This window comes from Tsuneonella flava (assembly GCF_002870965.1).
GTDB classification, from domain to species: Bacteria; Pseudomonadota; Alphaproteobacteria; order Sphingomonadales; family Sphingomonadaceae; genus Tsuneonella; species Tsuneonella flava.
Genome location: NZ_PHSO01000004.1, coordinates 620,529 through 632,057, shown reverse-complemented (window position 1 = coordinate 632,057; position 11,529 = coordinate 620,529). Strand labels below are relative to the sequence as shown.

Genomic DNA, 11,529 nt, shown 5'->3' with positions numbered 1-11,529 from the left:
TTCTCCCTCCGTCCAGTGGGACGGATCACACAACCCGACGTTGCGGGCCTGTGCTGCTGTCGCTCTCGGCGCTTTCGGGTTGCTTCTTGCAGGACAGAAGATTTTCGCGCTCAAGACGTTGATGTACGCTCGATGCATCTTCAGGCTTGCCGTACAGATAGCCCTGACCTTTGAGCCGCCCCATTGCTTTTAGGGTATTGAGAATGTTGATATCCTCGATCCCTTCGGCAGTAATCGGCATTTCCAGTCCGTCACCCAGCGAAATGATCGCGCGGATGATTTTGGCGCTCGCATTCGTGTCCTTTAATTCGGTTACGAAGCTGCGGTCGATCTTGATCCGGTCGAACGGGAGGGAGCGAAGCTGGGCCAAACTCGAATAGCCCGTGCCGAAATCGTCCAGACTGATGGTGACGCCCTGATTCTTCAGGCTGGTAATCATCGAACGCACCACCCCGACATTTTCGTGCAGGCAGCTTTCGGTAATTTCGATATCGAGCCGCTGAGGGGGAAAGTTGTGCTTAACCAACAGCTTGAGAATGCGCTGGGAAAACCACGGATCGCGTAACTGCACCGGGGAGATGTTGACCGAAAGGGTCAGACTGGGATCCCACGTTTTGGCATCTTGCAACGCCTGTTCGATGAGCGATTCACTAAGCGGGGAAATCAGGCCGATTTCTTCCGCAATCGGGATGAAGACGTCAGGCCGCACGAGCCCGAATGTCGGAGAGTTCCAGCGCGCCAGCATTTCGAACCCGGCCAGCTTCCCGGTTTCCAGATCGATCTGCTGTTCATAATATGGCACGAATTCGCCAGCGGTTATCCCGTGACGAATGCCTACCTCCATCTCGCCGCGAAACCGCAGTTCGGTTTCCATCACGGGCTCAAACCAGAAGTAACGGTTTTTGCCGTGTTTTTTGGCATGAAACATCGCAATGTCGGCGTAGTGCAGCAGGTCCGCTGCAGTGGCGGCAGTCTTGTGATGGGCTTGCGGGCCACTCGTGGCTGACAAACCGACCGAAACGGTGATCTCTAACGAGGCGCCTTCGTAATCGATTGGTTGCGCTGTGCGTTCGATCAGCAATGTTGCCACCTGATCGATCTGGTCGGGACTGTTGGGATCGAACGGGACGATGCACGCAAATTCATCCCCGCCGAGCCGGGCGGTGAGGCCGTTGGAAGGAAGCAATGCCTCGATGCGCTTCGCTGTCGTCTGGAGCAGGAGGTCGCCTGCCTTGTGCCCATTGTAATCGTTGATCGATTTGAAGTTATCGAGATCGAGAACGATGAAGGCCAGTGCCCGTCCTTCGGCGGCGGTGCTGGCCATCAATTCATTGGTTGCTTTGGCGATGGAGCGCCGGTTGAGTGTGCCTGTTAGCGGATCGATTTCTGCCAGCTGTCGGGCAAGCGTTTCGGCCTGGCGGCGTTCGGAAATCTCGGCGGTCAGTTCCGAATATCGCCGCCATCCGAAAATAACTAAAGCGATATTGAGCAGGAGCGTCGATACCAGCATCGGATCGGGCGCTGTGCCGACACCGTTCCATGAACGGATGACCTGTGGCAGGACCATGCCTCCAGTGGCGACAAACAAAATGATTGCCGATACTGCGATGCCCAGCGCGACCGGGTCGCGTTCGGTGCTGGCCACTGTATTGGCCGGTTGATTCTCGACCTGAGACATTTACTCCTTCCGGGGTGCAAAGTGCTACCCTCGCGTTGCGGAAGAGCACCTATCGCTTATGTGTTTGAAAATAGTGTTAAGCGCCCGAAAAGCAGTTTCCTGCGGTTTGGAGGCGCGAATGTTAGAAAGGAATGAGCGTGGCCCGATACTGGCTGATGAAGTCCGAACCCGATGCTTATAGTTGGGACGATCTCGTTGCAGAGGGCGAAGGCACATGGGACGGCGTTCGCAATCATCGTGCGAAGAACAACCTCGCCGCAATGGAAGTGGGCGACCGGGCGTTTTTCTATCATTCGAACATTGGCAAAGAGATCGTAGGGATCGTCGAAATTTCCGTTGCCGGGATCACCGATCCGACCGATCCGGAGGGCAAATGGGCGGCTGTAAAAGTGAAGCCGGTTGAGAAATTACCCAACCCCGTGACGCTCAAACAGATCAAGTCGGAACCAACGCTTGAGGAGACCGAATTGGTCCGCCTTTCGCGCCTGTCCGTGGCCGAGTTGCGGCCAGACGAGTGGGAAAAAATTCTTTCTATGGCAAGTGCTTAAGGTGGGAACTTGCTGATCGTGTTGCCCGTTGGTGAGGTGCAACGACGGCAATTGTGCTGTCGCCAGAACCAACGATGGAGGCACGCCATGGGCGAACTCAAAGACAAGGCAAAAGGCATTGCCAACGAAGCGATCGGTAACGTCAAACAGCAGAGCGGCAATCCCGACACCCGCGCCGAAGGTCGCGTTCAGGAACTGAAGGGCGAAGCCCAACAGGTGAAGGGCAAAGTGAAAGGTGCGCTCGGCGACAAGATCTGATTGCGCTTGTCAGTTTGGGATGGGGCCGCTCCGAAACAGGGCGGCCCTTTTTCTATGTCCCTGATCCTATGCTTTGGCCTTGGCGCGAAGCCCGGAAACGGTCGCGCCGCTGGCAGCCAGTTGCTCCACATCGATAAGGCAATGCAGCAAGCGCACGCCTTTGAGGCCCTTTGCCTCGGTGAGAGCCGATTTGAACTCATCTGTAGTTTCGACTCGCGCCGACCAACAGCCGTAGGCCTTTGCCAGAGCGGCAAAGTCGGGGTTCGCCAGTACCGTGCCGGAGACGCGACCGGGGAACTCCCGCTCCTGATGCATGCGGATCGTGCCGTATGCGCCGTTGTCGACGAGGATCACCAGCATGTCGCATTCGTGCTGGATCGCAGTCGCTAACTCCTGCCCGTTCATCAGGAAGTCGCCATCGCCTGCCAACGCGACCACAGTGCGTTCGGGCAAGCGACGCGCGGCGGCAACAGCGGCTGGCACACCATAGCCCATCGCACCGGCCGTGGGGGCGAGCTGCGTGGGGAAGCCATCGTATCGCCAATACCGATGCCACCACCCGGAAAAGTTGCCTGCGCCATTACAGATCACTGTATCGCCGGGCAGCAGATCGCGCATGAACCCCACGCAGCTGGCGAGATCGAGCGCATATTCGCCCGGCTTGGGCGTCGACCATTCGACCCATTCGGCGTGAGCATCGGCCCCGGCATCGAACGGGATCGTATCGCCATCGTCCCACAGCGCCGCGCTTTCTGCGAATTCGGCCATATCGGCGCAGATCGCCAGATCGGTGCGATAGACGCGCCCCAGTTCGTTGGGATCGGGATGGATATGGACAAGCAACTGGCCGGGATGTTCTGGCGTCGGCAGGGTGTAACCATCGGTGGTGGCTTCGCCCAATCGTGCGCCGACCGCGACGATCAGGTCTGCATTCTTTACCCGTTCGACGAGTTTGGGATTGGGGCCATAGCCAAGATTGCCTGCGTACACCGGGCTGGAAGGCGGAATGGCATCCTGCCGCCGGAATGCCGTTGCAACGGGAAGGCCAATCCGTTCGGCCCACTGAGCGAAGTATTCGCGTGCCTTGGCATTCCAGCCTGCACCGCCAACGATTGCCACCGGCGATGCGGCATCCCCAATCAGCGCATTGAGCGCCTGTAGCGAATCCGGGCAGGGCGGCTGCGCGGGGCGCGTGACGGCTGGACGGGGCGTGGCGGTTGTTTCGTCCCACAACATGTCTTCGGGTAAGGCGAGGACGACCGGGCCGGGGCGCCCCGACATCGCGACCGACCATGCGCGGGCGATGTATTCGGGGATGCGCGATGCATCGTCGATCCGCGCGGCCCATTTGCAGATGGGGCCAAAGAACGCCTGAAAGTCGACCTCCTGAAATCCCTCCCGATCACGCATTCCACGATCGACGTCGCCCACGAACAGGATCATCGGCTGCGAATCCTGATGTGCCACGTGCACCCCGATGCTGGCATTGGTGGCCCCAGGTCCGCGCGTGACGAAGGCCACACCGGGCCGCCCCGTCATCGTGCCATCGGCACAGGCCATGAATGTAACGCCGCCTTCCTGACGGCAGGTGACGAGATCGATCTCTTCGCAATCGTGCAGCGCATCGAGCACTTGCAGAAAGCTTTCCCCCGGAACGGTGAAGGCACGGTCGCATCCCTGCACACGCAGGCAATCGACGAGCAGGCGGGCGGCGGTGGTGGAGGTTTGGCTGGTGATCATGATCCGGGTTTAGCGAGGGGTGCGGGGTCGGGCAATCGGGCTAATGTCCCAACTCGCGACACCGTTGAATTTACGGGAGCGATATGGTTACCATTTAGTTAAGACAGCATGATGAAGCGGCGCTCTCTTGTCCTGACCAGCGATTTCGCACGGCACCCGTTCCGGGCCAGCCTGCCACCGCATGTCTTCAGGCAAATCGAACCGGACCCGGTGCGATTGAACCGGACTGAGAGTTGGGCGCTGACACGCGGAGATGTCAGCACGTTCGGAGCCACCTATCTCGCCTGTTTTGCGATGGTGCTCGTCTTCTTCATGTAAGCGGGTCGCCTTCAGGCCGTTGCATCGATCGGCGGCTGTTCCGCCTTGTACAGTTTCCAGCCCAGCCAGGCCGAATAGATACACATCGCCGCGGCCAGCAGCAGATGGTGCAGGATGTCCAGTCCGGCTGCGCTCAAGCCCGTGGCCAGCAGCGATCCCACCACCATTGCTCCTGAATTGACTATGTTGTTCGCCGCGATGGTACGCGCGGTCTGAGTCTTGGGGACGAAAGTGGTCAGAAACGCATAAAGCGGCACCACGAACATGCCCCCGGCAATCGCAATGCCCAGCAGGCACAGCAGCAGTGGCACTGCCATCGAATGGGTGACGAAGGTGGGGACGTCCATCAGTGTGCCCGGCGGTTCCGGAGTCCATGCTTCGCAGACGAAGAAGAACGCCAGCACGAACAGCCCCATAACGATCACCGACGCCGGGGAGTAACGTGCAGACACTTTGCCCTTGAGCAGCGCGTTGACCGATACCGAGCCGATTGCCACCCCGACCGAGAAGATCACCAGGAACAGGCTGGCCACTTCCTTGCTGGCGGTCAGCACATTCTTGGCCAGAGGCGGGAAGACGATGAACAGGACCGCGCCGATGGTCCAGAAAAAGCTGATCGCCATGATCGCGAGGAATACGCGCCGATCGTGCATAGTCTGGCGCACCAGCGATACCGAACTGCGGATCAGGTGGAAATCGAGCGGTTCGACAGCACCCTGCGCCGGGGCAGCAGGCACCTTGCGCGATACCATATAGCCGACCATTGCCGTCAGCACGACGCCCGCCGCGGCCGCTTCCACCGGTATCCAGCCCGCCAGAATCGTGCCGAACAGGATTGCGATATAAGTGCCCGCCTCGACCAGTCCGGTGCCCGCCAGCACTTCGTTGTCTTTCAGATGCTGCGGCAGGATCGCGTATTTGATCGGGCCGAAGAAAGTCGAATGCACCCCCATCGCGAACAGCGCAGTCAGCATCAGCGGGATCGAGAGCGATGCGACAAAGGGATGCGGCGCGACAAAGCACTGCACGCCGGCCGCCGAGGCTGCCTTGCCGCACTCCACATCCTGCCAGGCGATAGCGAGGCCGAGCCCGCCCACCAGCATGATCGCGATTTCCGCCGCCTTCACCATGCGGATGATCCGCGCTTTGTCGCGCATATCGGCCAGTTGCCCCGCCAATGCGGAAAACAGGAAGAACGGCAGGATGAACAGCGCCGATGCCACTGCTGAGAACATCCCCTCCGCTTCGGGGGAGGAGTACAGCGAATAGACCACGAACAGGACCATCGCGGTCTTGAACAGGTTGTCGTTGAAGGCATTGAGCAACTGGGTCACGAACAACGGCAGGAACCGCCGCGTACGCACGAGATGTGTCGAAACTGTCATCGATCCTGCCGGTTGCTTCCGTGGTCGTTTGCGGCTCTAGCCGATGACACGAGCCGGACAAGGGCAAAGGTGGGGGCGAAGGTGGGTTTTTCCCGGCCCGACATTCAGCTAGGGCGAGGTAACTGGTAAGGGGGAACCGATCGCGCCGATGCTTACGCTGCCCAACATCCTCACGTTGTCGCGCATTCTCGCGGTGCCGCTGCTGGCGTTCCTGCTGTGGTGGCCGGACTGGCACTTTGGCTATGCCTTGGGCTTTGTGGTGTACTGCATCATTGCCTTTACCGATTATCTCGATGGCTATCTGGCGCGGGCGCAGGGTACTGTCAGCAAGCTGGGCATCTTTCTCGATCCGATTGCGGACAAGATCATGGTGGCTGCGGTCATTCTGGTGCTGGCAGCGCAAGGCTATATGCGCGGGCCGTATGTTGGCGATCTGCACGTGATTGCCGGGCTGATTATCCTGATCCGTGAAATTGCCGTATCCGGTCTGCGCGAATTTCTCGGGGGAACTCAGGTGTCGATTCCGGTGTCGAAGCTTGCCAAGTGGAAGACGACGTTCCAGCTCATCAGCCTGGGTGCCCTGATCCTTGGTGGCGCGGTCAACGGGCCGCCGTGCCATTCGGTGTACGACAATTGCGGCACGCTGGCGAACAACTGGATCCACCTGACCGGCCTGACCTGCCTGTGGGCGGCTGCCGTCCTGACTCTGATTACCGGGTGGGATTACCTGCGCGTTGGCCTCAAACACATGGACTGATTCTCGTCCGTTCGGGCGGAGACATGGACCACATGTTACACTGTCCAGAAGAAGAAAAACCCGCCTTCTCCATGGGTCGTTTTCATAAGAAATACCAAGGGATTGGGGCAGGTTCATGCGATGATTAGTGGCATAATCGCAGGCCTGTAGGAAAGCAGGCAGCCCCATTCCCCAACTGGGGCTGCAAACCGATAATTAAGACCGCCGCGATAACTCGGCTTGATGAGTTATTCGCGTGCCCTGCTGTTGTTCGTTAGCTTGTCGCTTGGCTGGTCTTCGCTGGCGGAGGCGGCTGTTATCCGTGGCCCGGCGACGGCGGTCGACGGGGATACTTTGGCAATGACCGGCGCCCGCGTGCGCCTGTTCGGCATCGACGCGCCGGAAAAATCGCAGACCTGCGCGCGGGCGGGTGAGACATGGGCGTGCGGACAGGAAGCGACTGCGGTGCTGGCGCACCTGATCGATGGCAAGGAAGTATCCTGCCAACAAATCTCTATCGACCGATACGGCCGGATGGTGGCGAAGTGCACCGTCGGCAATCGCGATCTGAGCGAAACGATGGTGCGGGCCGGGCTGGCGATTGCACTGCGGCAGTTCAGCGATGCTTACACCGCACCCGAAGCAGGCGCGAAGGCGATGAAGGCAGGCATCTGGGGGTCGGAATTCCAGACCCCGGCGGATTATCGCGCCGCGCACGCGAAGGAGTTTGCGCCGCCCAAACCGCGCGCGCCCGTCGCGGCAGAGCGTCCGGCACGATCGCAGGTCTATTATCGCAATTGCCGCGAGGCACGGGCTGCCGGTGCCGCGCCGATTTATCGCGGGCAACCGGGGTATCGCCCGGAAATGGATGGCGACAACGATGGCATCGCCTGCGAACCCTATCGCAGGCGGCGCTGATTGGTTTCATCAGGACTGAATGGCGCGATCAGAATGCCGGTTCGTAACCCGGAGGGAGATCGCCATCGCTATCAGGCTGCGCGGGCGAGTGGATGCCGCATTCGGTCTTGTCCCAACCCTTCCAGCGGCCCGAACGCGGGTCTTCGCCCGGCGCGACTTTGCTGGTGCAGGGGGAACAACCGATGGAGGGATAACCCTGCGCCACCAGCGGATGCGGCGGCAAGTCATGCTCCGCGATATAAGCAGCCAGCGCATCGGCCTGCCAGTCGATCAGCGGATTGATCTTCAGCCGCCCCAGCGTATCGGCAGTATCGATTTCGAACCGTGGCAGCATCGCGCGGGTGCTCGACTGAAAGGCCTTGCGCCCGGTCAGCGAGGCATCGAACCGCGCCAGCGTTTTTTCCAGCGGGCGGACTTTGCGGATTTCGCAGCACCCGTCGGGATCGTAAGACCAGCGCAGGCCCGTCTCGTCTTTGGCGGCAAGTTCAGCCGGATCGGGTTCCAGAATAACCAGATTGGTCAGCCCGAGGCGCGCGACCAGTTCATCGCGATAGGCAATCGTTTCGGGGAAATGCTTGCCTGTGTCGAGGAACAGCACCGGTGTGTTGGGCGCGACTTGCGCCACCTGATGCAACAGCACCGCGCTTTCCGCGCCGAAGCTGGAAACCGCGGCAACCCGCCCGGCGATCCCTTCGTTGAGTACGGCATCGAGCAACGCGCGGGTATCCGCGCCGCGAAACCGGCGGTTGAGCGTGATCGCATCGTCATCGGTATAGCGCGCACCTGTGTCGATCCGGTCGCGCAGGCGGATGGGATCGGCTTCAGCCATGACGCAGTTTCCAGATCGGCGCGCGTCCGTCGGCGGCGGTCTGATAGACTTGCGGCCAGGTTGCGAGCGCGGCTTTCGCTTCTTCGGGATCGAGCGGTTTGTCGGGCTCGAACGCATCGAACCCGCAGCGGCGCATGGCCGAAAGCTGATCGATCAGCACATCGCCCACCGCGCGCATTTCGCCGGTATAGCCCGCTTCGCGCAGGATACGTGCCGCGGAATAGCCGCGCCCGTCGGTGAAGGCGGGGAAATTGACTTCGACCAGTCGCAACCCGTCCAGATGCGGGATCAATGCGCGGGCATCGTCGCCCGGTTCGATCCGCACAGCGGCGGCATTGCTTTGTTCGAGATAGGCATCGACCGTCACCGCCGGGTGATCGACCGGCTCGTCATCGCGAAAACGGAGCAGATCAGCCATAAAGCGCCTCTTTGAAAGGGTTGATGCCAATGCGGCGGTATGTGTCGAGGAAGCGTTCGCCGTCGGTGCGTTGCGCCAGATACACTTCGGTGGCCTTTTCCACGGCATCGACAATTCCCGCTTCGTCGAAGCCAGGGCCGGTGATTTTGCCGAGCGAGGTATCGTCAGCCTCGCTTCCACCGAGCAGGAGCTGGTAGTTTTCAACCCCCTTCTTATCGACGCCCAGCACACCGATATGGCCGGCGTGATGGTGGCCGCAGGCGTTGATGCAGCCGCTGATCTTCACTTTCAGTTCGCCCAGTTCCGCCGATCTGGGTGACAGGCGTTCGGAAATTTTCTGTGCCACCGGGATGGAGCGGGCATTGGCAAGGCTGCAATAATCGAGGCCGGGGCAGGCGATGATATCGCCTATGCGGTCGAGGTTGGCAGCGCCAAGCCCGGCCGCCTCCAAGGAGGTCCAGAGCGCGTGGAGATCGGCCTTCTTCACGTGAGGCAGCACGATGTTCTGCGTGTGGGTCACCCTGCATTCGTCGAAGCTGTACTGCTTCGTCAGGTCAGCGATCAGGTGCATCTGTTCGGCACTGGCATCGCCGGGAATGCCACCAGCCGGCTTCAGGCTGATAACGGCCGAGACATAGCCCGGCGCCTTGTGCGGCACGGTGTTGGTATCGACCCACAGTGCGAAATCCGGGTCCGACCGGTCGATATCATCGCTCAACCCGGTTTCGAACGCGGGTGACGCGAAATAGGTGGAGATACGCTCCAGCTCGGCCAGCGGAGGTTCGATATCCTGCGTCAGCAGGTGGGCGAACTCTTCCTCCACCTGCCGGGTATATTCCGCAGCACCGAGTTCGTGGACGAGGATCTTGATCCGCGCCTTGTACTTGTTGTCGCGGCGGCCATAGCGGTTGTAAACTCGCAGGCACGCCTCGCAGTAAGTCACCAGTTGATCGAGCGGGACGAACGGGTTGATGCATGGCGCGATCATCGGTGTGCGGCCCATGCCGCCGCCGACATAGAATGCCGCGCCGATTTCTCCGCTGTCGTTTTTCACGATGCGAATGCCGATATCGTGCAACTTCATCGCCGCGCGATCGGCCTCGCTGGCGATAACGCAGATCTTGAACTTGCGCGGCAGGGCGAGGAATTCCGGGTGGAAGCTCGACCATTGACGCAGCAGTTCGGCATACGGGCGCGGATCGATCAGTTCGTCCGCGGTGGCGCCCGCGTAATGATCCGAACTGATATTGCGGATGCAATTGCCGCTGGTCTGGATCGCGTGCATTTCGACTTTCGCCAGATCGGCGAGAATGTCGGGCGTATCCTCCAGCTTGATCCAGTTATACTGAATGTTCTGCCGGGTGGTGAAGTGCCCGTATCCACGGTCGTACTTGTCCGCGATATCGGCCAACGCATGCATCTGCGCGGAACTGAGCGTGCCATACGGCACCGCCACCCGCAGCATATAGGCGTGGAGCTGGAGATAGAGCCCGTTCTGCAGCCGCAGCGGCTTGAACTGGTCTTCGGTAATGCGGCCTTCGACGCGGCGGCGCACCTGATCGCGGAATTCCGCGACGCGGGCATCCACCATCGCCTGATCGTATTGGTCGTATTTGTACATCAGATCACCCAGTTGCCCGCAGTGGGGTCGGCCGGCTTGAGAGTAAGGTCGGGGCGCACGGTGGGGCCGAGCGCGCGAATACGGTCCTTGATGTGGGCGGGGCGGACTTTGCCGTCGGCATCGGTCACTGCTTCGATCACATAAGGGGAGTTGACGTTGCGCGCCGCTTCTTCGCGCGCGGCGATGGTTTCGGCCTGATCGCCCGCGTCGACGGCATCGTCGACATGGATCGACCAGTCGCTGCCGGTCCACCAGGTGACTGCGCCGGTTTTCAGGTCGTTTCCGGTAACGATTTTCATTGCTGCGCCTCCAGCGCGAGAGTGGCGAGCGCGCTATCTTCGCGCGCGGTGACTTCCCCGATCACGATCAGCGCCGGGCTTTGCACCCGTCCGCTTTCGACCAGATCGGGCAGGGCCGCCAGCGGCCCGCGCAGCACACGCATCTGCGGGCGGCAGGCGTTTTCGATAATGGCCAGCGGCATATCGGGGGCGAGACCATCGCCCATCAGCTTTTCCGCGATGGCAGGCGCGGTCTTCACGCCCATATAAATCACCAGCGTGCGCCCTTTGCCCGCCAGCCCGGCCCAGTCCTGATCGGATAGACCCTTGCACTGGCCCGCGACGAAGCTGACCACGCTGGCGGCATCGCGATGGGTCAGCGCGATCTGCGTTGCCGCAGCGGCACCGTTGGCGGCGCTGATGCCGGGCACGACAGACACCGGAACCCCGGCGGCTCGGCAAGCCTCCGCCTCTTCACCGCCGCGACCGAACACGAACGGATCGCCGCCTTTCAGTCGCACGACATTGCGGCCTGCCTGCGCTTCGCGGATCAGCAGGGCACAGATATCCTCCTGAGGCAGCGTGTGATGCGCCCGCCGCTTGGCCACCGATATCAGTGTCGCGTTATCGGGAGCGAGGGCGAGCACGGCGGGTTCGATCAGCCCGTCGTGCACCAGAATCTCTGCCCGTTCGATCAGCCGCGCAGCGCGCAAGGTCAACAGGTCGGGATCACCCGGCCCCGCGCCGACGAGATAGACTGTGCCGATTTTTTCCATGCAATGCCAAATGGCTGCGTCGCGTC

Annotated in this window: 13 protein-coding genes; 5 read left to right on the top strand and 8 right to left on the bottom strand. The window is 60.9% G+C overall.

Annotated features, from left to right (window positions below; genetic code table 11):
* Positions 1-25: 25 nt before the first annotated feature.
* The gene (locus CV013_RS06680) at positions 26-1,678 is read right to left on the bottom strand and encodes a putative bifunctional diguanylate cyclase/phosphodiesterase (protein WP_102154450.1); all 1,653 of its coding nucleotides are present in this window, start codon (positions 1,676-1,678) and stop codon (positions 26-28) included.
* Between the two features lie 131 nt (positions 1,679-1,809).
* Between CV013_RS06680 and CV013_RS06675 the strand changes: the two genes are divergently transcribed.
* Both CV013_RS06675 and CV013_RS06670 read left to right on the top strand, forming a co-directional pair.
* Complete coding sequence (locus tag CV013_RS06675; protein WP_223805260.1) at positions 1,810-2,226, top strand: EVE domain-containing protein; 417 nt, start codon at positions 1,810-1,812, stop codon at positions 2,224-2,226.
* A gap of 87 nt (positions 2,227-2,313) precedes the next feature.
* Positions 2,314-2,484 (top strand): CsbD family protein, encoded by a 171-nt coding sequence (locus CV013_RS06670; protein ID WP_102154449.1) that lies wholly within the window; start codon positions 2,314-2,316, stop codon positions 2,482-2,484.
* 66 nt (positions 2,485-2,550) lie between these two features.
* Here the strand turns inward: CV013_RS06670 and CV013_RS06665 are convergent, their stop codons facing one another.
* Positions 2,551-4,224 (bottom strand): thiamine pyrophosphate-binding protein, encoded by a 1,674-nt coding sequence (locus CV013_RS06665; protein WP_223805261.1) that lies wholly within the window; start codon positions 4,222-4,224, stop codon positions 2,551-2,553.
* A gap of 108 nt (positions 4,225-4,332) precedes the next feature.
* On the opposite strand from CV013_RS06665, the gene CV013_RS06660 reads away from it, so the two are divergent.
* Entirely contained in the window at positions 4,333-4,542 is a 210-nt protein-coding gene (locus CV013_RS06660; RefSeq protein WP_102154448.1) for a hypothetical protein, read from the top strand.
* An 11-nt stretch (positions 4,543-4,553) separates the two neighbouring features.
* On the opposite strand, the gene CV013_RS06655 is transcribed toward CV013_RS06660, so the two are convergent.
* A complete protein-coding gene (locus tag CV013_RS06655; RefSeq protein WP_102154447.1) occupies positions 4,554-5,927 on the bottom strand; it encodes an MFS transporter in 1,374 nt (457 codons plus the stop codon).
* A 148-nt stretch (positions 5,928-6,075) separates the two neighbouring features.
* Here CV013_RS06655 and pgsA point away from each other — a divergent pair, with 148 nt between their 5' ends.
* Together pgsA and CV013_RS06645 are read left to right on the top strand one after the other, a co-directional pair.
* Positions 6,076-6,684, top strand: coding sequence for a CDP-diacylglycerol--glycerol-3-phosphate 3-phosphatidyltransferase (gene pgsA / locus CV013_RS06650; RefSeq protein WP_102154446.1), 609 nt, complete (start codon positions 6,076-6,078; stop codon positions 6,682-6,684).
* A gap of 222 nt (positions 6,685-6,906) precedes the next feature.
* Complete coding sequence (locus tag CV013_RS06645; protein WP_102154445.1) at positions 6,907-7,581, top strand: thermonuclease family protein; 675 nt, start codon at positions 6,907-6,909, stop codon at positions 7,579-7,581.
* A gap of 28 nt (positions 7,582-7,609) precedes the next feature.
* Here CV013_RS06645 and CV013_RS06640 read toward each other — a convergent pair whose 3' ends face one another.
* From CV013_RS06640 to cobA, 5 genes are read right to left on the bottom strand one after another with little or no spacing between them, the layout of a single operon-like run.
* Entirely contained in the window at positions 7,610-8,410 is an 801-nt protein-coding gene (locus tag CV013_RS06640; protein ID WP_102154444.1) for a phosphoadenylyl-sulfate reductase, read from the bottom strand.
* A complete protein-coding gene (locus CV013_RS06635; protein WP_102154443.1) occupies positions 8,403-8,828 on the bottom strand; it encodes a DUF934 domain-containing protein in 426 nt (141 codons plus the stop codon). Before CV013_RS06635 ends, CV013_RS06640 begins: the two co-directional genes overlap by 8 nt.
* The gene (locus tag CV013_RS06630; protein ID WP_102154442.1) at positions 8,821-10,449 is read right to left on the bottom strand and encodes a nitrite/sulfite reductase; all 1,629 of its coding nucleotides are present in this window, start codon (positions 10,447-10,449) and stop codon (positions 8,821-8,823) included. The genes CV013_RS06635 and CV013_RS06630 overlap by 8 nt, the downstream gene beginning before the upstream one ends.
* On the bottom strand, positions 10,449-10,748 hold the full coding sequence (locus CV013_RS06625; RefSeq protein ID WP_102154441.1) for a DUF2849 domain-containing protein: 300 nt from the start codon (positions 10,746-10,748) through the stop codon (positions 10,449-10,451). Before CV013_RS06625 ends, CV013_RS06630 begins: the two co-directional genes overlap by 1 nt.
* Entirely contained in the window at positions 10,745-11,503 is a 759-nt protein-coding gene (gene cobA / locus CV013_RS06620; protein WP_102154440.1) for a uroporphyrinogen-III C-methyltransferase, read from the bottom strand. Before cobA ends, CV013_RS06625 begins: the two co-directional genes overlap by 4 nt.
* Between the last annotated feature and the right edge of the window lie 26 nt (positions 11,504-11,529).